Genomic DNA, 22,812 nt, shown 5'->3' on the forward strand with positions numbered 1-22,812 from the left:
CTGATGTCCCGCATGCACATCAATCTTTTCATCCAGAGCCGCGGACATCATGAGGCCGCATGGCGGCACCCGAAATCCTCCAGGTTGCCGTTGACCGACATCCGCTATACGGCGGAGCTGGCGCAAAAGGCGGAAGCCGGTCTTTTTGATTCGATTTTTCTCGCCGACGTCCTGGGCCTCTGGAACGACGTCGAGAGCACGCCATTCAACTGGCTGGAGCCGATCACGGCGCTTGCGGCCGTGGCCATGGCGACCAGCCGCATCGGGCTGATTGCCACCTGCTCGACCACCTATACCGAGCCCTACAATCTGGCACGTCAGTTTGCCTCGCTCGATCACATCAGCAAAGGCCGCGTCGGCTGGAACATCGTCACCACCTGGTCGCCTCAGGCTGGTGCCAACTTCGGCAATATCGGACAAGTTGGTCATGCCGATCGATACGAGCGCGCCGAGGAGTTCATGACGGTGGTCAAGGGCCTCTGGGACAGCTGGGCCGACGATGCCGTGCTCGACGACCGCGCGGGCGGGCGATACGCCGACCGTACGAAAGTGCGGACGATTGACCATAAGGGGCCGCATAATCCCGTGTTGGGACCGCTGAACATGCCGCGCTCGCCGCAGGGCCGCCCGGTCTTTGTCCAGGCCGGCTCTTCCGATACCGGCAAAAGTTTCGCCGCGCGCCATGCGGAAGCGGTGTTCACCGCGCATCTCGAGAAGGCAACCGCGAAAGCGTTCTATGCGGATCTCAAGGGGCTGATCGAGGCCGAGGGCCGCAATCCCCGGCAGGTTCTCATCTTGCCGGGGTTCAGCCCGATCATCGGCTCTACCGAGGTCGAGGCCGAGCGCTATGCCGAAGAGCTCAACGAACTCTCCGATCCCGAAGTTGGCCGCCATCGTCTGTCGCAGCGTTTTGGCGGATATGATTTTTCTAAACTCGCGCTGGATCAGCCGCTGTCGGTGGCCGATTTCCCCGACCCCAGCAAGAACGAGGCTTCGCGCAGCCGAACCGAAGCCGTCGTTGCGCTTGTCGCCAGAGAGCGGCCGACACTGCGACAGCTGCTCGCCAAGCTCGCCGGTGCGAGAGGACATTTCACCGTCGCCGGATCACCGGAAAAGATAGCCGACCTCATGCAGGACTGGTTCGAGGATGGGGCGGCCGATGGCTTCAATCTCATGCCGCCGGTGCTGCCGCACCAGCTCGATCTCTTCATCTCGGAAGTCGTGCCGCTGCTGCAGAAGCGGGGCCTGTTCCGCGAGGTCTATCAGGGAGAGACCCTGCGCTCCCATTTCGCTCTGTCGCGCCCGGAGGTGCGGTTTGGATGAACTCGCCGATCCAGTACATCGTCGAAGGCGGTCATCGGCTGAAAGGCACGATCGAGCCGTCGGGCAACAAGAACGCCGCGTTGCCGATCATCGCAGCAAGCCTGCTCACCGAACATCCGGTGACGCTGAACAACGTGCCGCGGATTCGCGACACCGAAACGCTGGTCGAACTGATCCGATCGATCGGGGTTGCGGCGGAATGGCAGGCTCGCAACAGGCTTGCGATCCACGCCAAAACCATCCGCGCCGCCGATCTCGATCCGGAGCTTTGCGCGCGAATCCGGGCTTCGATCCTGCTGGCAGGGCCGCTGCTTGCGCGTTGCGGCGAGCTGACGTTGCCGCCGCCCGGCGGCGACGTGATCGGAAGGCGGCGTCTCGACACCCATGTTCTCGCCTTCGAACAGCTCGGCGCAACCGTCACGGCGTCCGACCGGCTTTACTTCCGCAGCGCTCGCCTGAAAGGTGCGGACGTTTTCCTCGACGAGCCCAGCGTCACAGCCACCGAGAACGCGTTGATGGCCGCGGTGGCGGCCGATGGCACCAGCCATTTGCGTAACGTCGCTTCCGAGCCGCATGTGCAGGACCTCGTGCGCTTTCTGGTGGCACTCGGCGCCCGCATTGAAGGTATCGGCACCAATGCCATGGTCGTGCACGGCGGCGCGACGCTCGGTGGCGTCAGCTATTCGATCGGGCCGGATCACATCGAAGTGGGCTCCCTGATCGGGCTTGCCGCGGTGACGCGCTCGCCGTTGCGTATCGCTCGCGCCGGCATTCACCATCTGCGCTCGATCCGGATGGGCTTTGAGCGGCTCGGCATCGCCTGTCAGGCGGAAGGCGACGACCTCATCGTCCCGGCTCGGCAAACGCTCAAGATCCAGGACGATTTCGGCGGCCACGTCCCGAAACTGGAGGACCAGCCGTGGCCGGCCTTTCCGGCCGATCTGATGTCGATTGCGATCGTCACCGCAACCCAGTGCGACGGCGTGATCCTGATGTTCGAGAAAATGTTCGAATCCCGGATGTTCTTCGTCGACAAGCTGATTGCGATGGGCGGACGCATCGTACTGTGCGACCCGCACCGGGCGATCGTGGCCGGGCCGAGCCGGCTCAAGGGTGCGCTGATGTCCTCGCCGGACATTCGTGCCGGCATGGCCATGCTGCTGGCCGCAGCCTGCGCGGAAGGCGTCAGCACCATCAACAATGCCGACCAGATCGAACGCGGCTATGAGCGCATCGACGAGCGGCTCAACGCGCTCGGCGCGAAAATCACCCGCGTGCCAGCGCGCTGACACCGCGCGCCGATTTCATCGCGAAAATGACTGATCTTTAGCCCGCGGGTTTGTGTCTTGCTTTCCCGCCGCCTGGCGCGCAAGACTTGCGTCGCTATGATGATCCGCGAAATCAAGCCCGAGGTGGATCGCGACGGCGTGCTGGCTGGTGCGCAGTTTGCAGACGCCTTTCAGGTCACGGTAGCCGATGCGAATCTTGATGCACGGACTGCTGCCGAGCGAATTTTCTCACAAAGCCCGCGCTGGGTCCAAATGCTGCTGGACCTGCGCAACATGATTGCGGCGCCGGCAGGTTTGAAAACATCTGGCGAAGGCGAACCCAATACCGGCGGCGTGATCGGACTATTTCCGGTTCTGAGTGAGACGCCGGAGCGGTTGATCGCGGGCTTCGACGACCACCATCTGGATTTTCGCGTCGTGGTGGATGTCGCCCCTGAGGAGGGCGGCCGCAAAGTCACTACCACGACTCTTGTGCTCACCCATAATCGGCTTGGTCGCATCTATCTCACGGCGATTCTACCGTTCCACCGCTTGATCGCAAAGAGTTTGCTTCGCCAGGTTGGCTTCGCCCAGTTGCCACGGTAACGGCATGAGCGTCGCCCCGCCATGCGATTGCCGCCGTTGAAGAAGCCGTGCCAGGGGCCTAAGCTCGGCGAGCTGCGGGATGTTTTCGTAGCAGAACAAAGCAGTCGGGCTAAGGAAAAACAATGGCCGATGAAACCGCAACGCTTGCCGCCTTTGTCGCCGATTTGAAGTTCGATGATATTCCTCTGGACGTACGCGAGCGCGCCAAAGTCCTGACGCTGGATTTCCTCGGCAGCGCGATCAGGGCGCGGCGTGACGCGGAATCCACGCCTTCGCTGCTCAGGATGCTTGAAGCGCTTGCGCTCGACGCAGGCGGCGAATCCACCGTGTTCGGCGATGCCAAGACCTGGACGCCGGCGGTCGCGGCCCTGCTCAACGGCGCACTTGGCCATTCCCTCGACTTCGACGATACGCATGCGGATTCTTCGCTGCATCCAAGCGCGCCGGTGGTCCCAGCTGCGTTTGCGGTCGGCGAGTTGGTCGGCGCCTCGGGCCGCGAGGTGTTGACGGCGATCGTCGCCGGTTATGAGGTGTGTTGCCGGCTCGGCCAGGCGCTCGATCCCACCTCGCACTATGCCCGCGGGTTTCATCCGACCGCCACCGCCGGCACTTATGGCGCAGCGGCTGCCGCCGCCAAGCTTTTCGGCTTGTCGAAGCAGAGAATCGTTGCGGCGTTCGGCGTGTCAGGCAGTCAGGCGGCGGGATCGCTGCAGTTTCTGGTCAACGGCGCCTGGAACAAGCGCTATCAGGTCGGCGCCGCCGCGATGAACGGCGTCATCGCCGCGACGCTGGCGCGTAATGATTTCGTCGGCGCGGTCGAGGCGGTGGAAGGCAAGCACGGCCTCCTCGTCGGCTACACCGACAACGCCCATCCCGACAAGGCCATCGCCGGTCTGGGCAAGATCTACGAGACCATGAAGATCGGCGTAAAGCCCTACCCAAGCTGCCGCTACACCCATGCCGCCCTCGATGCTTTGATCGCGATGCGTCGCGAGCACAATCTGACGCCGGACCAGATCAGGCGGGTCGAGATCGGGCTGCATCGCAACGGCATTACGCTCACCGGCGATGCAGCCACCAAGCGTCATCCGACCTCCGTCGTCGGCGGGCAGTTCTCGATGTTCTTCACCGGTGCGGTGGCGCTCGATCAGGGCCGCTTCGGCTGGGACGATTACGACCGGCTCGGCGACGCCGCCGTCGACGCGCTGGCGGACAAGTTCGATGTCGTGCAGGACGAGTTCCTCGAAATCGGCCGCAAGCATCCGTTTGGTGCGCGCGTGCGCATCACCACCGACGAAGGCGTGCATGAGCGGGTCCATGACGATCCGTCCGGCGAGCCGAACTCGTTCCCGGATGCGCGGGCGATGGCGCAGAAATTCCTGACGCTCGCCCGCCCGGTGCTCAACGGCCGCGCCGATCAGCTGGCGGACGCGATCCTCTCGCTCGAAAGATTTGATCGCGTCGAGAAGGCGACGCAGCTGGGTCGCCAGTAGCGTGCAAGCTACGGTTTGAGCCGCGCCTTCCAGGCTTCGCGTCGTGTCACCCACACATCGGCGACGTGGCCGAACAGGTCGAACTCGCTCTCAATGGATGCGCCGAGCCGCCGGGCAACGTTTTGTGACGCGACGTTTTCGCGGTCGATGCAATGAGCGATTTGATCGATTGCGAACTGCGCGAAAACCCAATCGATGGACGCGGCTGCGGCTTCGATCGCGTAACCCTTGCCCCGGAAAGGGCTGGCAATACCCCAGCCGACTTCGAGACCTGGCCAAGCTGCCGGCCACCACGGCCCGACCCGTCCGACGAAGCGCGCGGTCTGTTTTTCCTCGACCACGAACATGCCGAAGCCGTGCAACGCCCAATGACCGGCCATGATGGCCGCGTTCCGCCAGCCGAAGAAGGCCTCAGTGACCGGCTTTCCGTCGGATGTGATGAATCGCGCCGAAACAGGGTCGGCAAGCATCTGCGTATTTGGCTCGATATCGGCTTCTTGCCACCGTCGCAATATCAGGCGCTCGGTCGCGATAACAGGGGCGTTCGTTTGCGGGATAGCGACTCTGGGCTTGACGCGGGCGACCATGACCCTCTCCTATTCCAGAAGGTATTACACCGCCATTCCGGTCGGGGTAGGGCAAAGCACGATCCATGGCGACATCGTCATTACATAACCTTGCCACGTCGTGAAAATTTTGAAACCCTTGGTTGCGATGGTGGTAAAGTGGGCCGATCTCAACCAGGCCTAACAATAACAAGACGCAGGGAGCAACGATCATGGAACGTCGGGACGTCCTCAAGACGATGGCTATTGCAGGATTGGCAGCAGGTGCCGGCGGCACTGGGGCAAGGGCACAAAGCACGGGGCAGACATTTGTGCTGGTTCACGGCGCCTGGCACGGCGGCTGGTGCTGGAGTCGTGTCGCGGACCGCTTGCGCGCGGCAGGCCATCGGGTGTTCACGCCGACGCAGACAGGGCTTGGCGAACGCAAGCACCTGCTCTCGAAGGACATCACCCTTGACACTTTCACAAAGGACATCACCAAGGTCATCGAAGCCGAAGAGCTGACCAACATCGTGCTGGTCGGGCACTCCTTCGGCGGGCTTACGATCAGCGGCGTGGCCGATGTGATGCCCGAGCGTATCCGTCATCTCGTCTATCTGGACTCGCTGGTGGTGGAGGGTGGAAAAAGCCCGTTCGATAGCCTGCCCCCTGAGGTGGCCGCCGCCCGCAAAAAGGCTGCCGAAGAATCGAGCGGCGGATTGAGCCTGCCTGCGCCGCCGCCGTCGGCTTTTGCTGTTTCCGACGCAAACGATGCCGAATGGCTCAAGCGCCGCCTCACCCCGCATCCGCTGGGCACCTATACCAGCAAGCAAAACATCAAGGGGCCGGTCGGCAACAACCTGCCGCGGACCTATATCCATTGCACCAACCCGTCCTATCTGGCCACGCAGGCCTCACGCGATTTCGTCAAGGCGCAGCAGGGCTGGCGCTGGGCCGAAATCGCAACCGGCCACGACGCCATGGTCACCGCGCCCGACGAACTTTCGCGCCTGCTGATCGGTGTCTCCGGCTGAGCCCTGGAGGTGTTGGCGCGTCCCGGCGGAAGCGCCGGGACCTCAATGCTAAGGCGGAAGCCTGCGATATTCCTGGTTGGCAAGGCTTGCTTCCTCGAGATCGAGGTCACGTTCGATCCGCCGCCGGGTCTCGTCCGTAATCCTGCCGTGGCGCAGCAAGTCGTGAATGAACTTTCGCTCGGCCGCAATCAACTCCCGCGTCAGCTCGGCTCCGGCCGCGGAGATGTCGCGGGCTTCCGGATCAAGTGAGTCCGGCAACTGGTTGGCACGGGTTTCGTGGCGCGCGCGCAACAGGCGCACCACTTCGTCGGATAATTCGCGATGATCGGTGATGGCGTCGAGCGATTTGAGCGCGACATCGAGCGCCTCGCGCCGCGCGGCGATTTCGGATTCGAGTTCCGCCAACCGCTCGGCGCTTCCCGCCTGGTTGACGCCAAGCCACCTGACGACCAGCGGCAAGGTGAGGCCAAGCCCGACCAGGGTGATGAAAATAAGGCTGAAAGTGACGAACAGGATCAGGTCGCGGTAGGGAAACAACTCGCCGCTCGGCAAAGTGAAGGGCAGCGCCAGTGCCGCGGCAAGCGAAACCGCGCCGCGCACGCCGGCGAATGAAAGCACGAACACCCACTGCCGTGGGGGTGCGGGATCGCGCTCGCGTATCTGCTTGATCAGCCGCGGCACGTAGGTCGCAGGATACACCCAGGCGAAACGCGCTACGACCACCATGACCGTGACCACCGCGGTCACGGTCAGAATTTCGCCGAGCGGAAAGGCTTTCGATTTCTCGAACAACAGGCGCATCTGAAATCCGGTCAGCAGGAACAGGAGACCCTCGACCAGGTAGATCACGAGATTCCAGAAGAAGATTCCCTGCAGCCGTGTTATCGCGGAGATCAACAGCGGTCCGTTCCAGCTCATGTAGAGACCACAGGCGACCGTCGAGATCACGCCCGAGCCGCCAAAATGCGCGGGCACCCAATACGCCACATAAGGGGTGATCAGCGACAGCGTGATTTCGATTTGCGGATCGCGCGCATGGTGACGCGCCCGCAACGAGAGCCAGCCTACGGCCGCGCCAAACATCATCTCGCACACAACGATACCTGCGAATTCGCCCATGGCGACGGGCAGCGAAAACGTGCCGGTCATGATCGCTGCGAGCGCAAAGCGATACATTATCAGCGCGGTGGCGTCGTTGGCCAGTCCTTCGCCTTCGAGCACCACCAGGATTCGGCGCGGAATCCGCAAACGGCGGGCGATCGCGAGCGGCGCCACCGCGTCGGGCGGCGCGACGATGGCGCCCATCAGGAACCCGACATTCCACGGCAGCCCGATCAGGAAATGCGTCGCCGCGGCGACTGCCAAGGCGGTAAACAACACGCAGCCGACCGCCAACAGGATGATCGGGCGCAAGTTGAACTTGAACTCGCGCCAGCTCATCGCGACGCTCGCCGAATAGATCAGCGGCGGCAACACCAGAAGCAGAACCAGCTCGGGCGGCAGTTCGAGCGCAGGCATTCCCGGCGCATAGGCGAGCGCAACGCCCGCAAGCAATAGCAGGATCGCGGGCGCGACATTGATTCGCCGCGCCAGAAGCGCAGTTGCGGCCAGAACCGCAACAAGGATCAGGAATATCTGGAAATTGGCTTCCACGGTCGCTCGGGTCCTCGACGGCGCAGTTTGCCCGGAAGGCGACCGAGGTCAACGGTAAGAGCACTTACTCCCGCAGATCGTAGCGGTAGGATTTCGAGACGATCCGCCATCCGTCCTTCAGTTTCATCGCCACCAGATAGTCGGTAAAATAGCGCGGCGGCAACTGGCAGCGGACCTTGATGAAGGCGGTGGAATCGTCGGAGCGGTCGATGGTGACGATGAAATCCTCGCGTGGCTTGCCTTCTGACCTGGCGGATGCGCGCTTTCTCACTCGCTCCATCCAGTCGGGTAGGGTGAGGATCTGCAGTTCGCCCTTCTCCAGCCAGCGCAGATCCGCAGACGGGTGAAAGATCGCCGCGAGCTTGTCGGCGTCGCCTTCATAGAGCGCGTCGAAATAGTGCTGGACCACGGCTTCAACGGTGGAACGGTCGTAATTCACGGCTCTCACTCCTGTTGTAATGACGTTTTCGATCATATCGCGCTCGCGGCGATATTGACCATCAGCGCGAGCAGGGCGGTGTTGAAGATGAAAGAGATGATGCCGTGCGCGGTGACGGTGCGACGGATGGTCTTGTCGGTGATGCCGACGTCGGAAACCTGCGCCGTCATGCCGATAACAAACGAGAAATAGACAAAGTCCCAATAATCGGCAACCTCGCGCCGGTTGCCGCTGGGAAACTGAAGGCCGCCCGGTTCGGCGCCACGGTAATATTCATGCGCATAATGCAGCGCGAAGCCGGTATGCACGGCCGCCCACGACAAGCCGATGGTCAGGGTCGCAAACACCAGCTGCGGCGGATTATGGTGGGCCGCGCCGAGCTCGGACACGATCGCAGCCAGGCTCGCGAAGGCACCGAGCGCCGTCAACAGCGGGATCAGAAAGCGGCCGTCATCCTGAAGTATCGCATTGCGGCGGATATAGCTGAGATCGCTGCGCCACACCATGAAGTAAACCAGTGCAAGGTAAAGCGCGACGAAGACGTCCCAGCCGATCAGAAGCCGCGTTACCAGCCGCAGCGACGCCGGCAGGAGAAAGAACGAGCCAACGCCGATCGCCATTGAAAGGAAGGTGCGCGGCCGCGCATAGACCACGCGGAACGGCTTCGGCATTTTCCTGAACCGATGCAGCCGTTGCTGGAATTCCTCGCCAGTCATCTCGATCTTCGGTTCTCGCGTGTCCTTGCCGGGCGCGCTCCTGCGTGCCGCTCCAGATCACGATGCGAGTGGAATCGCATCATGATCTCAACTCTAGCATGATCTCCGCGCACACGCGTTCTAGCGTATGTCGCGAGAGAAAACCGGTTTCCACTTTGCGCCAACGCGGCCCTTCGGGTCCGGATCAGGCTCTAATTCTTGCGTTCGGCGACGAAACGTGCCGCGGCGCGCAGCACCTCGCCCTTGGCGCCGAAGATCGACAGCGCCGAATCGGCGCGCGCGAGCAGATCGCGGACCCGTTGCTTGGCGCCGTCGACCCCGAGCTGGGTCACAAAGGTGGTCTTGCCGAGCGCTGCGTCCTGGCCGGTCTGTTTTCCGAGCGCTGTCGCATCGCCCTCGACGTCGAGCAGGTCGTCTGCAATCTGGAAGGCTTCCCCGAGCGCGCGGCCGTAATCGTCCAGCGCCTGATATTCCTTCTGGGAGGCCTGGCCGAGGATCGCGCCGGCAATGCAGCCGAAGCGCAACAATGCACCGGTCTTCATCTGCTGCAGGCGCGCGACATCGACCGGCTCGCGATCGCCGAACCGGCCCTCGCCGGCGAGATCGAGCATCTGGCCGCCGACCATGCCGCCGATTCCCGAGGCGCGCGCCAGCGCCCGGGTCAGGAGCAGGCGGACGGTGGGGTCTTCGTGGATTTCATCGCGGGTGACGATGTCAAAAGCAAGCGTCAGCAGGCCGTCGCCGGCGAGGATTGCGGTGGCGTCGTCGGTCTTCTTGTGCAGCGTGGGCCGGCCGCGGCGCAAATCGCTGTTATCCATCGCCGGCAGATCGTCGTGGACGAGCGAATAGCAGTGGATGCATTCAAGCGCGGCACCCGCGAGCAGCGCGGCATCCCGGGGAACGCCGAACACGGCGGCGCTTTCGACCACCAGGAACGGCCGCAGCCTCTTGCCACCGCCCAGCGTCGAATAACGCATGGCCTCCATCAGCCGCTTCGGCCGCGCAGTCTCGTCCGGCAACAGCACATCCGACAGGAGCTTCGCCAACAGGGCCTCGGTATCTTCGGCGGTCTGATCCAGCCGCATGGAAAAATCGGAATTTGCCGTAACGGTCGTCATCAAGAACAGCTCCCAGTTCAGGTCGGCCGGACAATCCTTTATGGCAAAGCCTTCGTCAATTCCGCATCCAAGCGGGTCGAGGGGCCGCAAAACGGCTGGAAAAAGCGGGAATTATCAGTGAGATATCCCAGCGAATCATTTCCTGAGCCAGAAACCCTCGACTTGCGCATTGCCCGAAACTTGCTGCTGATCATGCTCGGGGCGTTGCTCGTGCCCTATTTGCTGGCGCCGCTGTACCGTGCCGGGCACCCGGTCTCGACACTGATGGCGTGGCGTTATCTGACGGGCGCGCCGATGTCGCGGCAGTGGGTCGATCTTGCCGCGGTGTCGCCGTCGCTGCCGCGCTCGGTGGTTGCCGCGGAGGATGCGAAATTCTGCCGCCATCACGGCATCGACTGGGGCGCGCTGCGCGAGGTGATTGACGATGCCGAAGACGGCGAGGTGGTTCGCGGCGGTTCGACGATTACTCAGCAGGTGGCAAAAAACCTGTTTCTGTGGCCCGGCCGCAGCGTGGTCCGCAAAGCGCTGGAATTTCCCCTGGCGATATGGGTGGATCTGGTTCTGCCCAAGCCCCGAATCCTGGAAATTTATCTCAACATCGCCGAACTCGGCCCGACCGGCCAGTTCGGCGCGCAGGCTGGCGCAATTTACGCCTTCGGCCACGGTGCATCGGCGCTCTCGCCGCGCGAAGCGGCGCTTTTGGCGGCGATCCTGCCCAACCCGCATCTGCGCAGTGCGCGCAATCCGTCCTCCGGCGTAAGGCGGCTGGCCGGAACCTACATGGTCCGCGCACAGGCCTCCGAATTGCAGCGATGCTGGTCCGAAAATCGCTAATGTCCCGATTCCGAAGTTCGTATGATTTTGAGAGGCCACGTTTACGAACTTCGGAATCAAAGGGACATTAGCAAGCTATTGATTCGGTGTGGCTTTGGCTCAAAAGTCCGCAAAAGAACTTGCGGCAGAGGTGATGCGAACTTTTGAGCCGCCACACCGGGTTTTTGAGCCATTTTTACCGATCTTGAACCTAGCTTTACCCAACTCCTTCCTCTATAAGCGCGGCCTTACCGGCATTTCAGCTCGCGCGAAAAAAGCGCTCCAGCCGTCTCCTTGAGACGATGCCTTTACGACAAGCCCGTGAGAGGACACCATGGCCGTTCCCCGTAGAAAAACATCGCCATCACGGCGTGGCATGCGTCGCTCGGCGGACGCGCTGAAGAAGCCGACCTATGCCGAGGACAAGGATTCAGGCGAACTGCGCCGCCCGCACCACCTCGACCTGAAGACCGGCATGTACAAGGGCCGGCAGGTGCTGAAGAAGAAGGAATCCTGATCGGACAGGCGGGCGCGCAGGCCGTGCGGGCGAATTCGGCCAGCGGGAGGTAAGACGATCCCCGGCGGCGACGTGATTGTCACATCGCACGGGGATGTTCTGGTGCACTTCAAGAGGGCCTTGCCGATCCGATGGTCAGTTTTCCGCTTCTTCTGATCCCGCTCGCGATCTACAACATCATCGTTTTCCTGATGCCCGGCGTTTCGCTTGAGCAGCCGGTCGTGAAGGTGCCGCTGATCTCGGGGGCAGAGTGGCCGCTGGCACTCGGCGAGATGTTGCTGGCGCTCGGCATCCTCCTGCTGCTGTTGGAGCTGATCAAGGGGGCTCGTCCCGGCGCGAAATTCCTTACGGATCATTTCCTGTCACTGATCGTCTTTGGCGGTGCCGCTGCCGAGTTCCTGCTGTGGCCACGCTTTGCCAGTTCGACTTTTTTCCTGCTCGCATTGCTGTCGCTGGTGGATTTCCTGTCGGGCGTTGCGCTCCGCACACGGCGCGGGGCGCAGCCCGCTCCAGCCGTTGCGCGAGCCGCCCGTCAAACCGCTCCCGCGCCGCCTCCGCAAGCAGAATCTGTCGAGCCCGTCCCGCCCGCGCCGGATCATTCGCGGCCAAAATCTTTCGATCCGGAAACGGCGGCCGTCCCGCCTTCGCCGCAGGTACCGTCGCCGGAGCTTCAGCCCGGCAACAGCACGCCGCCGCGATCCGACGCGCCGCCGCATTAACGCTTTGCTTCAGATGACCTGCCGCATCCGGATTCCGGCCAGGCCGACCGGAATTTGACTTGCTTTGTAGGCGGTCCGGGCGTCGGCAAAGGAGGCCCGCCGCAGGGAGCGCGTCTGGGGCGCGTGCTCGGCCGTAGCGATCAGGTGCGTCACAAAATTCGAATCAGGCGACCAATGACGAGGGCTGCGCGAACGTTGCGCCGGCCCGTTCACCGGCACCAGCGCGACACAGCACGTTGCTTCGGCAACCTTGCCGTCATCGCTCTCGTTCGCAGGTTGCTCGCTGCTTGACACTGGAAGTCAGGACCGGGCTTTAGCTGTCACGTTTTGGGACATTCGTCCCTTTGCCAGATGCACCTCGCAAGAGCCGTGCCGGGTCTTCCCGCAAATTCTACACCGCCGGGGCGGCATGGTTTCCAGATTATTTATGAAGTTTTCATAAGGTCGGGACAGAACTGGCCTATCGTGAAGTCCTGAAGAATCAGGCCAGCCTGTCCCGAAACGAGGCGATCTTGACTACCGTTGTTCCCCCGCTGTCGACCATCCTCGCCTCGCTCGGCCATGCCGCCTTCACTTGGGACGTCGGCTCCGACCAGATGGTCTGGAGCGATCATGTTGCCTCGGTTTTTCCGGATATTCCGCTGAACGTGCTCGGGCGCGGCGCCGCGTTTGCAAACCTGATCGAGCCGGTGCGCTCGATCCGGACCGATGCGCTGGCGCATTCGCCTCTTGCGCTTGGCGGCGAAGGCACGCCCTACCGTATCGAATATGCGGTTCGGACCAGCACCTCCGCCCCGCCGCAATGGATCGAGGAAACCGGCTCCTGGTTTGCCGGCGCCGACGGCAAGCCGGCGCGGGTCCAGGGCATCGTTCGGGTCAACAATGAACGCCATGCGCGCGACGAGCAGCTCGTCAAACTGTCGCAGAACGATCCGCTGACCGGGGAACTCAATCGCACGCATCTGATCGCATCCCTGGCTGAGACCCTCGAGGAGGCCGCCCGCTTCCGGACATCCTGCGCGTTCATGCTGATCGGCATCGATCATCTCGCACGCATCAACGATGCCTTCGGCTTCGATGTGGCCGATGCCGTGATTTCGGAAGTGGGCAGGCGCGTTCGCGCACGGCTGCGCGGTGGCGACGTTCTCGGCCGCTTCTCCGGCAACAAGTTCGGGCTGGTCCTGAAGAACTGCACCATCGACGAAACCAACATCGCCGCCGAGCGGTTTCTGGCTGCCATTCGCGATGAAGTGGTGCCGACCAAATCCGGCCCGGTCTCGGTGACGGCGTCGATCGGCGCTGTCATTGTACCGCGTCACGCGCGCAGCGCCGAGGAGGCGATCAACCGCGCCCAGGAGACGCTGGACACCTCGAAGCGCCGCCGCGCCGGTTCCTTTTCGTTATGGCGCCCCAATGTCGAGCGCGACGCCCAACGCCGGGTCAATATCCGGGTCACCGATGAAATCGTCACCGCGCTGAACGAGCGCCGCATCGTGACGGCCTTCGAACCGGTGGTGGACACCCGTTTGCGCAGAGCATCGTTTTACGAGTGTCTGGTTCGCATGGAACAGGATGACGGGCGGGTACTGCTGGCGCCCGACATCGTTCCGGTCGCCGAAAGGCTGGGGCTGATTCGCCTTGTCGACCACCGGGTGCTCGAACTTGTGGTGGCCGAACTCGTGGCGTCCCCCGGGGTCAGGCTCAGCCTCAACATCTCGCCAGCAACCACGATGGATCCGGACTGGTGGGCCTCGATCGAATCGCTGATGCGCGCCCATCCCGGCGTCGCCGAGCGGCTGATCGTCGAGATCACCGAAACCGTGGCGATCCAGGATGTCGACGACGTCCGCGGCTTTGTCGCGCGGCTGAAGAATTTCGGCAGCCGGATTGCCATCGATGATTTCGGCGCCGGCTACACCTCGTTTCGCAACCTGCGCAAGCTCGGCGTCGATATCGTAAAGATCGACGGCGCATTCGTGCAGAATCTTGCTCACTCTGCCGACGATCGCGCTTTCGTGCAGACGCTGATCGATCTGGCGCGCCGGCTGGAAATCAAGACCGTCGCCGAATGGGTTCAGGACGAGCAATCGGCGTCGATTTTGCGCGACTGGGGCTGCGACTACATCCAGGGGCGCTTGATCGGCCTTGCCTCGTCCGAACGGCCGTGGAGTCCTGCGATGGCCGAGGCAGTTCCGGCGGCGGGCTAAGGTTCAAATCAGGTGCGGCCAGGGCTCGTGAGGAGCCCTGGCCGCTCTTGTTCTAGCATCAGGTCTCGCCGCCGGCGAAGATGTCCTTCTTGATGACGGCGTGGACGCCCCAGTTTCCGTCAACGACCTGGGTGATCCCGAAGTCGACGCCGATCGTGATCAGGGAAATCGCTTCGTCTTCGGTCAGCTTCTTGGTCGTCATCAGGAATTTGCGCATCTTGCGGAACGCATCGCGCAAGGCGAGGTCGACCGACGATTTCGAGTAGATGTCCGATTGCGCCTTGTCGCCAAGCTCGGCGAGATAGTTGGCGTAGCTGAAGCCGTGGACCAGCCATTCGTCCCTGGTCTCCAGCATCGGATAGTCGAGGGCTTCAAGGGCGGTGCCGACCAGATCGGCCTTCTTGTGCAGGATGATCTGGAAGGTGCCGTTGAGCGAGCACTCGATGGCTGTGCCGCAAAGCTCCGAATCTCCCTGCGAAGCGTGGGAGTCGCCGACCGATAGCAGGCCGCCTTCGACCGCGACCGGATAGTACATCGTGGCGCCCTTGCCGATCCGCCAATTGTCGATGTTGCCGCCAACATAGTTCGGCGGGATCGAGTCGACGATATCGGCTTCCTTGGGGGCGAGGCCGATGACGCCGAAATGAGGACGAATCGGAATCCGCACATTCTTCAGGATTCCGTGGTTCTCCTTCACCGTGGAGTGATCGACCGGGACGCCGGGATAGTCGATGGTCTTGTGCACGACGCCGAACGGGTCGGTCTGCGGGGTCCATCTGAAATTGTATACGGCCTTGGCCCAGTTGCGCTCACCAGTAGCGTCGACCTCGTAGATCGTGACCACTTCGCGCGGTTTGGGATCGGTCATCAGGTCCTTGTAGTGGAAGCCCCACCACGCGGCCGCGTTGCTGCCGAAGGCTTTGCCGGGGTATTTCGGATTGGCACAAGGCCTCGGCGTGACGTCGATGATGCGAAGCTCGATCACGTCGCCTTCCTGCGCCCCGCGCACAAAAACGGGGCCGGTGCAGATGTGCACGCCGAGGCCTTCGCCGGCGCCGCGCCCGAACAGCGAGGCATCCATCGGACCGGCGCCGCGGCGGTTCACGCCCTTCTTCTCCTTGGTCCACAGGAACACGCTTTCGGCCCCGGGATCTCCCGTCACCATGCGCTCGGCGTCGTCATTGGCGTGATGGGTCAAGGCCTCGATGGTGATGAAATCACCGGAGTCGATCTCGACCTGGGGTTTCAGCTTCTTGCTGAAATAACCCCAATGCACGGTATCGGCGTTCGCCGGCAGATGGTGATAGGAGCGTTTTGCGGGCTGATTCTTCTCGGCGGCAGCCGCCATTTGCGGCGTCACCAGCGAAATTCCGCCCGCGGTCATCGCCGCCGCGCCGCCCGCCGCGGCAAAGCTCGATCTCAGGAACGAGCGGCGCTCCCGGTCGAGCGTTTCCTTGAACTTGCGGTGGTGCAATTCGAAATCCGGACAATTCCTGTCGTCACCAGCACACATATTTCTCTCCCTGATTCGAAATGTTGGCTGTTCGCTCGCCTGCAAGAAGCGTTTGCCTTGCAAGAAGGGTGCCGCGCGGGGCTCATCTGACCATGAAAAAGAACATAATTGCCGAGGCGCTGTCGCTGGCGAGAGCGGTCCCGATGGCCTGCGGCAAGGACTGTTTTGCGGACCCCATGACCTGATCCTGCTACTGCACATCTCGATTGAGGCTTTTGCAGTCAGGATTTTGGGCACCTTTGGTCAAATTCTACGTCCTCAAGGCGAGGACTTGTGTTCTTTCACTTGCACGCGGGGTCTCGCGGGTGCATGGGGCGCCCGGCATTCCCTGCGCCCTCCTCGTTCCGGAGGGCGGATGTTTTCAGAAAGGCTTGGGTGCGAATCGTGCCGCGGCAATTTGAAGGTGTGTTCTTAATCGAGATAGCGACACGAACACGCTGTCATGCCCGGACTTGATCCGGGCATCGATCGAATTTCATGAGGCGCATTTTCAGGGATGGATGGCCGGGTCAAGCCCGGCTGTGACGACGAGTATGGTGTTGGTGAGAAGATACGGGCGAGTGAAGAGCGGATCACCCTTCCTTCTTCGGTTCTTTCGACATGCGATCGAGGCGATCCTGCATGTCCTTCATCTGACGACGCAGCTCGTCGATGTTGTCGTTTTCGGGCGCGCCCTCCTTTTCGGACTCGCTGCCGGAACTACGCTGCGGCACGAACGGCTTGAACATCGAGAAGGTCTGCTGGAACAGCTCCATGTTGCGGCGGACATGCTCTTCGAGCGGGGCGAAGGGCGTTCCGCTGAAGGTGTCGGTGAGCTGCTTGCGAAACTTCTCCTGCTCGCGGGTCAGCGTGTCGATCGACTGCTCGAGATATTTCGGCACCACCATCTGCATGCTGTCGCCGTAAAAGCGGATCAGTTGCCGCAGGAAAGTGGTGGGCAGCAAATTCTGCCCTGCCTTGTTTTCCTGTTCGAAGATGATCTGCGCCAGTACCGAGCGGGTGATGTCCTCGCCGGTCTTTGCATCATAGACGAGGAAGTCCTCGCCCTCCTTGACCATCGCTGCGAGATCCTCAAGCGTCACATAGGTGCTGGTACCGGTATTATAGAGCCGCCTGTTTGCGTATTTCTTGATGGTGGTGGGTTGGTCAGATTTTGCCATGGCTCTCATGTGCGCACCGAGAATAGGGAACCCGACGGCCGCGCGCCGCGGGTGACGAGCAATGCATCGCAGCAAAGGTAAGCATTTTCAACGCGGTTCCGCTACCGTTTTGTGCGGCACGGTTAATCCCGATGCATAGGCACTGCTCAGGAAACTGCCAAGTGCGCCCATCGCGTGCGTCAGCAAATGTCAGATCCACCACACTAGCCAATTGACATGCCTCAACGACGTTAACAGGATGAGGCGAGAGAGTGGCCGCCATCTGGCCGCCCGCCATCCCAGGCCCCAAGGCCGAAGAACTCAAACTCAGGAGATGTTCATGTCAGACGATGTCGTCATCGTCAGCGCCGCCCGCACCCCGGTGGGAAGCTTCAACGGCGCGTTCGCCACCATGCCGGCCCACGATCTCGGCGCCGTCGCCATCAAGGCCGCGCTTGAGCGCGCCGGTATCGAGCCAGCCCGCGTCTCGGAAGTCATCATGGGCCAGATCCTGACCGCCGCCCAGGGCCAGAACCCGGCCCGTCAGGCCTCGATCGCCGCCGGAATCCCGGTGGAAAGCCCGGCCTGGGGCGTCAATCAGTTATGCGGTTCCGGCCTGCGCACGGTTGCCTTGGGTTATCAGGCGTTGCTCAACGGCGATTCCGAAATCGTCGTGGCCGGGGGGCAGGAATCCATGAGCATGGCGCCGCATGCGCAACACCTGCGCGGCGGGGTCAAGATGGGCGGGCTCGAACTCGTCGACACCATGATCAAGGACGGCTTGTGGGATGCCTTCAACGGCTATCACATGGGCAACACCGCCGAGAACGTCGCCAGGCAGTATCAGATCACGCGCGCCCAGCAGGACGAATTCGCGGTCAAGTCGCAGAACAAGGCCGAGGCCGCGCAGAAGGCCGGCAGGTTCAAGGACGAGATCATCCCGGTCACCATCAAGACCCGCAAGGGTGACGTGGTGGTGGATGCCGACGAATATCCGCGTCATGGCGCCACGCTGGACGCGATGTCCAAGCTCAGACCGGCGTTTGAGAAGGACGGCACCGTGACTGCGGGCAGCGCCTCAGGCATCAACGACGGCGCGGCCGCCGTGGTGCTGATGACCGCCAGGCAGGCCGCCAAGGAAGGCAAGAAGCCGCTGGCGCGCATCGTTTCCTGGGCGCATGCCGGCGTCGATCCCAAGATCATGGGAACCGGGCCGATCCCCGCCTCGCGCGCCGCCCTGAAGAAGGCCGGATGGAGCATCGGCGACCTCGATCTGATCGAGGCCAATGAAGCGTTCGCGGCGCAGGCCTGTGCGGTCAACAAGGACCTCGGCTGGGATACGTCCAAGGTCAATGTCAACGGCGGCGCGATCGCGCTCGGCCATCCCGTGGGCGCATCCGGTGCGCGCGTTCTGGTGACCTTGCTGCACGAAATGCAAAAGCGTGACTCCAAGAAGGGTCTTGCCACGCTGTGCATCGGCGGCGGCATGGGTATTGCGATGTGCGTCGCGCGCGACTAGTGCGACGAATTTGAAGTTCCTACCGATGTCTCCGCACCACTGTTATAGGAACTTCAAATTCAAAGCCGCACTAGAAACCAATAATTGCTAGAGCTCCCTTGATTCCGAAGTTTGCCTGAGAGGTCGCCGCGATAGCTTGCGAACTTCGGAATCGGAGCTCCAGTCAGGCGGCAGCGATCCGTCGCGTGATAAAAACATCGGCTCGCAACTGCGAGAGCGAAAGCCTACCAGGAACGCCCGGCTTGTGCCGGGCGTTTTGTTCTTGATGTTCGTCAAACTGCCGCTTTTAATTCGAAGCTAATAAAAAGCGCATTTCAAAAACCAAAGGGAAGGATTCGTCATGGCACGTGTTGCACTGGTGACAGGGGGGACGCGAGGCATTGGGGCCTCGATCAGCAAGGCGCTGAAGGGCGCGGGCTACAAGGTTGCCGCCAATTATGCCGGCAACGATGCGGCGGCGGAGAAATTCAAGGCCGAGACCGGCATTCCCGTCTACAAGTGGGACGTCAGTTCGTTCGATGCCTGCGCGGCCGGCGTCAAGAAGGTCGAAGCCAATCTCGGCCCGATCGAAGTGCTGGTCAACAATGCCGGCATCACCAGGGATGGAGCGTTTCACAAGATGACGCTCGAGCAGTGGAGCGCGGTGGTCAATACCAATCTCGGCTCGCTGTTCAACGTGACGCGCCAGGTGATCGAGGGGATGCGCGCGCGAAAATTTGGCCGCATCATCAACATCTCCTCGATCAACGGCCAGAAGGGGCAGTTCGGCCAGGTGAACTATTCAGCCGCAAAGGCCGGCGACATCGGCTTCACCAAGGCGCTCGCGCTGGAAAACGCCAAAGGCGGCATCACGGTGAACGCGATCTGTCCCGGCTATATCAACACCGAGATGGTGCAGGCGGTGCCCAAGGACGTGCTGGAAAAGAGCATCCTGCCGCTGATCCCGATCAACCGGCTGGGCGAGCCCGAGGAGATCGCCCGCACGGTGCTGTTTCTGGCCGCCGACGAGGCGGGAGCCATCACCGGCTCGACGCTATCGGTCAACGGCGGGCAATATATGGTGTGACCAAATCATCACGTCATTGCGAGGAGCGTACGCGACGAAGCAATCCAGTTTTATGTGATAGATAGCTGGATTGCTTCGCTTCGCTCGCAATGACGGCCCGATGTCCTCCCGTACCGCAACCCTGATCGGACTGACCGCGATCCTGATGTGGTCGCTTCTGGCCGTGCTGACGGTTGCGACCGGAAAAATCCCGGCGTTTCAGCTCGCGGCGATGACGTTCGCGATCGGCGCGCTGGTTGGATCACTGACCTGGATCGGACGGCTAGACGCGCCCCGCGCCTTGCGGCAGAGACCGTTGGCGTGGATTGTCGGGGTCGGCGGGCTGTTCGGCTATCATGCGTTGTATTTCCTCGCCTTGCGGTTTGCACCGCCCGCCGAAGCCGGTCTTTTGAACTATCTCTGGCCCTTGTTGATCGTGCTGTTCTCGTCGCTGTTGCCAGGCGAACGGCTGGCGCCGCATCACGTCATCGGCGCGCTGCTCGGGCTGGCCGGCACGGTCCTGCTGTTTGCCGGCAGCAGCATGAGCGACTTTGCACCCGGCCAGCTCCCGGGCCTGTTCGCGGCGTTTGTCGCGGCCTTTGTCTGGGCGAGCTATTCGGTGATGTCGCGCAAGCTCAAATCGGTGCCGACCGATGCGGTGGCCGGATTTTGTCTCGCCACCGCGCTGTTTGCGGCTCTCGTTCACATCCTGATCGAAGATACCGTGTGGCCCGAGACGATAGCGCAATGGCTCGCCATCACGGCGCTCGGTGTCGGGCCGGTTGGTGCTGCATTCTACACCTGGGATGTCGGCATGAAGCGCGGCGACATCCGCGTGCTTGGAGCGGCATCCTACGCCACGCCACTGCTCTCGACATCGTTTCTGATCCTGGCCGGCTTTGTCAGACCGAGCGCCAATATTTTCATCGCGGCCGTGCTGATCGCCGGTGGCGGCCTGATTGCGGCACGGGATATGTTTTTGCAGCGCCGGCGACCTTACCCTGCTGGAAAAGGATGAAGGGTCACGGCACCCATCCCTTCGGCGCAAGTTCGAACTTCGCAAAATCGAATCCCGGTGCGACCGTGCAGCCGACCAGCGTCCAGTCGCCCGTGCTTTCGGCTGCCTGCCATAGGTGCGCCGGCACGACCGCCTGCGGCACTTCGCCGCCAGCAAGATCGGGACCGAGCCTCAGGCTGCGTGTGCCGCGATCGTCCGCGATCTGCAAGCTCAGCGCGTCGCCGGCGTAATAGTGCCAGATCTCGGCTGAGTCGATGCGGTGCCAGCGCGAGCGCTCGCCGCGCGAGAGCAGGAAATAGATCGCCGTCGAACGCGCGCGTCCGTCTTCGTCGAGGCGGGCGTCGCGAAAGGTCTCGCGATAATGGCCGCCCTCCGGGTGCGGCTTCAGATCAAGCCGCGCGACGATGTCAGCAGCGGAAGGACGCCCCGCCATCAGGATTTGTTCTTGCGCTCGCGCAGTTCGCCGAATATTTCGGCCGCGCTTCGATCCTTCATCCGCACGCCAGCCGCAACCGAGGGCTCGTCGGCACGCAGGAAGACATTGGCCTTCTTCTCCTCGCCGAGCAACGTCGGGACGGTTGGTTTGTTCTCGGCGCGCAGGCGCTTCACTTCCTCGGCGCGGGCCTTCAGCGCGGGATTGTCCGGCTCGATGGTCAGCGCGAATTTGACGTTGGCGGCGGTGTATTCGTGGCCGCAATAGAGTTTGAAATCGTCCGGCAGCGCCCGCAGCTTGAGCAACGATTCCCACATCATCGGATAGGTGCCTTCGAATACCCGTCCGCAGCCGATCGAGAACAGGGTGTCGGCGGCAAACAGTGCCTTTTCGTTGTCGAAGACGTAGCTGATGTGATCGAGGGTGTGGCCGGGGGTTTCGAGTACCCGCGCCAGCAGACTACCCACTTTCACGACCGCGCCTTGCGCCGTGCGCAAATCGACATCGGCAATCTTCGTGGACTTGTCGTGAGGGGCGACCACGCGGCATCCATATTTCTGTTTCAGCTCAGCCACGCCCCCGACATGGTCGTGGTGGTGATGGGTGATCAGGATGTCGGTAAGCCGCCAGCCCTCGCGCTCGAGCGCCTTGATGATCGGGCCCGCTTCTGGCGCATCGATCGAGGCCGTTGCCTTGGTTTCGGGATCGTGAATGAGATAGCCGAAATTATCGGTCAGGCAGGGGAACAGGCGAATTTCGGCAGCCATGACAATCTCCATAAAGCTTGCTGGTGGACCGTTCGTCGCGCCAAGCCATACTGCCATGAAATATGGCGTTAACGGCGAATGGGCAATGCGCTATTCGACGCGCATGGGCGCCGTACATCGTGCTAGATTGGTCGCATGAGCATTGACGTGATTGACCTGCGGGATTTCTATTCGCAGCGCCTCGGCGTGGTGGCGCGGCGCCTGATCAATCGCGGCATTCATGCGCGCTGGCCGAGTGCCGCCGGCCAACGTGTGCTCGGCATCGGCTATCCTACGCCCTATCTCGGCCTGTTCCGCGAGGACTGCGAGCGCTGCATCGCTTTCATGCCAGCGGCGCAGGGCGTTTTGAAATGGCCGACCGCGCGGCCCACGCTCGCCGCGCTGGTTGATGAGTTTTCGCTGCCGCTGCCGGACGCGGCGGTCGACCGCATTCTTCTGGTTCATGCGCTTGAAATGTCCGACGATCCGGAAGGGTTGTTGCGCGAGATGTGGCGGGTGCTGGCGCCTTCCGGTCGCATGATGGCGGTTATTCCGAACCGGCGCGGCGTGTGGACACGCACCGACAACACGCCGTTCGGTCACGGCCGGCCGTATTCGCGATCGCAGATCACGCAGTTGTTGCGCCAGACCTGGTTCACGCCGACGGGCTGGGGTGAGGCTCTGTTCATGCCGCCGGTCGCCGGCGGCTGGTTCTTGCGCTCGGCAATCGCCTGGGAAAGGGTCGGTGCCGCGCTGTCTCTGCCGTTCGCGGGCGTCCATATCGTGGAAGCCAGCAAGCAGGTTTATCGCGCAATTCCCGCCCATCGCGAGCGCACACGGCTTATTCCGGCGCTGCCACCGGTGCTGGTGCCGTCGTCGTTCCAGCGCGAGCAAAAGTAAGAGGCCGTTCCCGCTGGTGCGGACACGGCCCCTGACAAAAATCGGAAA

At 62.3% G+C, this 22,812-nt stretch carries 23 protein-coding genes; 13 read left to right on the top strand and 10 right to left on the bottom strand.

Going from position 1 to position 22,812, the window contains the following annotated elements; translation table 11 throughout:
- The first annotated feature begins 3 nt into the window (after positions 1–3).
- The 4 genes from VNX23_RS21085 to VNX23_RS21100 all read left to right on the top strand — a co-directional run bounded on the left by VNX23_RS21085 (position 4) and on the right by VNX23_RS21100 (position 4,690).
- Complete coding sequence (locus tag VNX23_RS21085) at positions 4–1,323, top strand: LLM class flavin-dependent oxidoreductase (protein WP_325633193.1); 1,320 nt, start codon at positions 4–6, stop codon at positions 1,321–1,323.
- Positions 1,320–2,612, top strand: coding sequence for a UDP-N-acetylglucosamine 1-carboxyvinyltransferase (gene murA / locus VNX23_RS21090; RefSeq protein ID WP_325633195.1), 1,293 nt, complete (start codon positions 1,320–1,322; stop codon positions 2,610–2,612). Before VNX23_RS21085 ends, murA begins: the two co-directional genes overlap by 4 nt.
- 96 nt (positions 2,613–2,708) lie before the next feature.
- Positions 2,709–3,197, top strand: coding sequence for a DUF2867 domain-containing protein (locus VNX23_RS21095; protein WP_325633197.1), 489 nt, complete (start codon positions 2,709–2,711; stop codon positions 3,195–3,197).
- Between the two features lie 122 nt (positions 3,198–3,319).
- Positions 3,320–4,690, top strand: a complete 1,371-nt coding sequence (locus VNX23_RS21100; protein ID WP_325633199.1) for an MmgE/PrpD family protein — start codon at positions 3,320–3,322, stop codon at positions 4,688–4,690.
- A gap of 8 nt (positions 4,691–4,698) precedes the next feature.
- On the opposite strand, the gene VNX23_RS21105 is transcribed toward VNX23_RS21100, so the two are convergent.
- Positions 4,699–5,277 carry a GNAT family N-acetyltransferase gene (locus tag VNX23_RS21105; protein WP_325633201.1) on the bottom strand — a complete coding sequence of 193 codons (579 nt, stop codon included), beginning with the start codon at positions 5,275–5,277 and terminating at the stop codon, positions 4,699–4,701.
- A 191-nt stretch (positions 5,278–5,468) separates the two neighbouring features.
- Here VNX23_RS21105 and VNX23_RS21110 point away from each other — a divergent pair, with 191 nt between their 5' ends.
- Positions 5,469–6,269, top strand: a complete 801-nt coding sequence (locus VNX23_RS21110) for an alpha/beta hydrolase (RefSeq protein ID WP_325633203.1) — start codon at positions 5,469–5,471, stop codon at positions 6,267–6,269.
- Positions 6,270–6,317: 48 nt separating this feature from the next.
- Here VNX23_RS21110 and VNX23_RS21115 read toward each other — a convergent pair whose 3' ends face one another.
- The 4 genes from VNX23_RS21115 to VNX23_RS21130 all read right to left on the bottom strand — a co-directional run bounded on the left by VNX23_RS21115 (position 6,318) and on the right by VNX23_RS21130 (position 10,195).
- Positions 6,318–7,922 carry a Na+/H+ antiporter gene (locus VNX23_RS21115; protein WP_325633205.1) on the bottom strand — a complete coding sequence of 535 codons (1,605 nt, stop codon included), beginning with the start codon at positions 7,920–7,922 and terminating at the stop codon, positions 6,318–6,320.
- A 64-nt stretch (positions 7,923–7,986) separates the two neighbouring features.
- Positions 7,987–8,361, bottom strand: coding sequence for a nuclear transport factor 2 family protein (locus VNX23_RS21120; RefSeq protein ID WP_325633207.1), 375 nt, complete (start codon positions 8,359–8,361; stop codon positions 7,987–7,989).
- A 32-nt stretch (positions 8,362–8,393) separates the two neighbouring features.
- Positions 8,394–9,077, bottom strand: a complete 684-nt coding sequence (locus VNX23_RS21125) for a DUF1345 domain-containing protein (protein WP_325633209.1) — start codon at positions 9,075–9,077, stop codon at positions 8,394–8,396.
- A gap of 191 nt (positions 9,078–9,268) precedes the next feature.
- The gene (locus VNX23_RS21130) at positions 9,269–10,195 is read right to left on the bottom strand and encodes a farnesyl diphosphate synthase (RefSeq protein ID WP_325633211.1); all 927 of its coding nucleotides are present in this window, start codon (positions 10,193–10,195) and stop codon (positions 9,269–9,271) included.
- 192 nt (positions 10,196–10,387) lie between these two features.
- Between VNX23_RS21130 and VNX23_RS21135 the strand changes: the two genes are divergently transcribed.
- The 3 genes from VNX23_RS21135 to VNX23_RS21145 all read left to right on the top strand — a co-directional run bounded on the left by VNX23_RS21135 (position 10,388) and on the right by VNX23_RS21145 (position 12,244).
- On the top strand, positions 10,388–11,029 hold the full coding sequence (locus tag VNX23_RS21135) for a biosynthetic peptidoglycan transglycosylase (protein ID WP_414643044.1): 642 nt from the start codon (positions 10,388–10,390) through the stop codon (positions 11,027–11,029).
- Between the two features lie 313 nt (positions 11,030–11,342).
- The gene (rpmF, locus tag VNX23_RS21140; protein ID WP_028347701.1) at positions 11,343–11,525 is read left to right on the top strand and encodes a 50S ribosomal protein L32; all 183 of its coding nucleotides are present in this window, start codon (positions 11,343–11,345) and stop codon (positions 11,523–11,525) included.
- A gap of 131 nt (positions 11,526–11,656) precedes the next feature.
- Positions 11,657–12,244, top strand: a complete 588-nt coding sequence (locus tag VNX23_RS21145; RefSeq protein WP_325633213.1) for a hypothetical protein — start codon at positions 11,657–11,659, stop codon at positions 12,242–12,244.
- A 9-nt stretch (positions 12,245–12,253) separates the two neighbouring features.
- Here the strand turns inward: VNX23_RS21145 and VNX23_RS21150 are convergent, their stop codons facing one another.
- On the bottom strand, positions 12,254–12,538 hold the full coding sequence (locus VNX23_RS21150; protein ID WP_325633214.1) for a hypothetical protein: 285 nt from the start codon (positions 12,536–12,538) through the stop codon (positions 12,254–12,256).
- 218 nt (positions 12,539–12,756) lie between these two features.
- Here VNX23_RS21150 and VNX23_RS21155 point away from each other — a divergent pair, with 218 nt between their 5' ends.
- Positions 12,757–14,451, top strand: a complete 1,695-nt coding sequence (locus VNX23_RS21155; protein ID WP_325633216.1) for a bifunctional diguanylate cyclase/phosphodiesterase — start codon at positions 12,757–12,759, stop codon at positions 14,449–14,451.
- Between the two features lie 58 nt (positions 14,452–14,509).
- On the opposite strand, the gene VNX23_RS21160 is transcribed toward VNX23_RS21155, so the two are convergent.
- Positions 14,510–15,964: an acetamidase/formamidase family protein gene (locus VNX23_RS21160; RefSeq protein WP_325633218.1), complete on the bottom strand. Its 1,455-nt coding sequence runs from the start codon at positions 15,962–15,964 to the stop codon at positions 14,510–14,512.
- Positions 15,965–16,536: 572 nt separating this feature from the next.
- Positions 16,537–17,124, bottom strand: a complete 588-nt coding sequence (phaR, locus tag VNX23_RS21165) for a polyhydroxyalkanoate synthesis repressor PhaR (RefSeq protein ID WP_325633220.1) — start codon at positions 17,122–17,124, stop codon at positions 16,537–16,539.
- A gap of 319 nt (positions 17,125–17,443) precedes the next feature.
- Between phaR and VNX23_RS21170 the strand changes: the two genes are divergently transcribed.
- The 3 genes from VNX23_RS21170 to VNX23_RS21180 all read left to right on the top strand — a co-directional run bounded on the left by VNX23_RS21170 (position 17,444) and on the right by VNX23_RS21180 (position 20,685).
- Positions 17,444–18,622, top strand: coding sequence for an acetyl-CoA C-acetyltransferase (locus VNX23_RS21170; RefSeq protein WP_325633222.1), 1,179 nt, complete (start codon positions 17,444–17,446; stop codon positions 18,620–18,622).
- Positions 18,623–18,962: 340 nt separating this feature from the next.
- Positions 18,963–19,688, top strand: a complete 726-nt coding sequence (gene phbB / locus VNX23_RS21175) for an acetoacetyl-CoA reductase (RefSeq protein ID WP_325633224.1) — start codon at positions 18,963–18,965, stop codon at positions 19,686–19,688.
- Positions 19,689–19,788: 100 nt separating this feature from the next.
- Positions 19,789–20,685, top strand: coding sequence for a DMT family transporter (locus VNX23_RS21180; protein ID WP_325633226.1), 897 nt, complete (start codon positions 19,789–19,791; stop codon positions 20,683–20,685).
- Between the two features lie 4 nt (positions 20,686–20,689).
- Here VNX23_RS21180 and VNX23_RS21185 read toward each other — a convergent pair whose 3' ends face one another.
- Complete coding sequence (locus VNX23_RS21185) at positions 20,690–21,118, bottom strand: cupin domain-containing protein (protein WP_325633228.1); 429 nt, start codon at positions 21,116–21,118, stop codon at positions 20,690–20,692.
- Positions 21,118–21,885 (bottom strand): hydroxyacylglutathione hydrolase, encoded by a 768-nt coding sequence (gloB, locus tag VNX23_RS21190; protein ID WP_325633230.1) that lies wholly within the window; start codon positions 21,883–21,885, stop codon positions 21,118–21,120. Before gloB ends, VNX23_RS21185 begins: the two co-directional genes overlap by 1 nt.
- A 135-nt stretch (positions 21,886–22,020) precedes the next feature.
- Between gloB and VNX23_RS21195 the strand changes: the two genes are divergently transcribed.
- The gene (locus VNX23_RS21195; RefSeq protein ID WP_325633232.1) at positions 22,021–22,764 is read left to right on the top strand and encodes a methyltransferase domain-containing protein; all 744 of its coding nucleotides are present in this window, start codon (positions 22,021–22,023) and stop codon (positions 22,762–22,764) included.
- Positions 22,765–22,812: the final 48 nt, after the last annotated feature.

Source organism: Bradyrhizobium sp., assembly GCF_035570375.1.
In the GTDB taxonomy this organism is placed as follows: Bacteria; Pseudomonadota; Alphaproteobacteria; order Rhizobiales; family Xanthobacteraceae; genus Bradyrhizobium.

Excerpts from the sequence above, each read along its gene's own strand:
- VNX23_RS21085 (WP_325633193.1), top strand. The coding sequence starts at position 4 with ATGTCCCGCATGCACATCAATCTTTTCATCCAGAGCCGCGGACATCAT.
- murA (WP_325633195.1), top strand. The coding sequence starts at position 1,320 with ATGAACTCGCCGATCCAGTACATCGTCGAAGGCGGTCATCGGCTGAAA.
- VNX23_RS21095 (WP_325633197.1), top strand. The coding sequence starts at position 2,709 with ATGATGATCCGCGAAATCAAGCCCGAGGTGGATCGCGACGGCGTGCTG.
- VNX23_RS21100 (WP_325633199.1), top strand. The coding sequence starts at position 3,320 with ATGGCCGATGAAACCGCAACGCTTGCCGCCTTTGTCGCCGATTTGAAG.
- VNX23_RS21105 (WP_325633201.1), bottom strand. The coding sequence starts at position 5,277 with ATGGTCGCCCGCGTCAAGCCCAGAGTCGCTATCCCGCAAACGAACGCC.
- VNX23_RS21110 (WP_325633203.1), top strand. The coding sequence starts at position 5,469 with ATGGAACGTCGGGACGTCCTCAAGACGATGGCTATTGCAGGATTGGCA.
- VNX23_RS21125 (WP_325633209.1), bottom strand. The coding sequence starts at position 9,077 with ATGACTGGCGAGGAATTCCAGCAACGGCTGCATCGGTTCAGGAAAATG.
- VNX23_RS21130 (WP_325633211.1), bottom strand. The coding sequence starts at position 10,195 with ATGACGACCGTTACGGCAAATTCCGATTTTTCCATGCGGCTGGATCAG.
- VNX23_RS21135 (WP_414643044.1), top strand. The coding sequence starts at position 10,388 with ATGCTCGGGGCGTTGCTCGTGCCCTATTTGCTGGCGCCGCTGTACCGT.
- rpmF (WP_028347701.1), top strand. The coding sequence starts at position 11,343 with ATGGCCGTTCCCCGTAGAAAAACATCGCCATCACGGCGTGGCATGCGT.
- VNX23_RS21145 (WP_325633213.1), top strand. The coding sequence starts at position 11,657 with ATGGTCAGTTTTCCGCTTCTTCTGATCCCGCTCGCGATCTACAACATC.
- VNX23_RS21160 (WP_325633218.1), bottom strand. The coding sequence starts at position 15,964 with ATGTGTGCTGGTGACGACAGGAATTGTCCGGATTTCGAATTGCACCAC.
- phaR (WP_325633220.1), bottom strand. The coding sequence starts at position 17,124 with ATGGCAAAATCTGACCAACCCACCACCATCAAGAAATACGCAAACAGG.
- VNX23_RS21170 (WP_325633222.1), top strand. The coding sequence starts at position 17,444 with ATGTCAGACGATGTCGTCATCGTCAGCGCCGCCCGCACCCCGGTGGGA.
- phbB (WP_325633224.1), top strand. The coding sequence starts at position 18,963 with ATGGCACGTGTTGCACTGGTGACAGGGGGGACGCGAGGCATTGGGGCC.
- VNX23_RS21180 (WP_325633226.1), top strand. The coding sequence starts at position 19,789 with ATGTCCTCCCGTACCGCAACCCTGATCGGACTGACCGCGATCCTGATG.
- VNX23_RS21185 (WP_325633228.1), bottom strand. The coding sequence starts at position 21,118 with ATGGCGGGGCGTCCTTCCGCTGCTGACATCGTCGCGCGGCTTGATCTG.
- gloB (WP_325633230.1), bottom strand. The coding sequence starts at position 21,885 with ATGGCTGCCGAAATTCGCCTGTTCCCCTGCCTGACCGATAATTTCGGC.
- VNX23_RS21195 (WP_325633232.1), top strand. The coding sequence starts at position 22,021 with ATGAGCATTGACGTGATTGACCTGCGGGATTTCTATTCGCAGCGCCTC.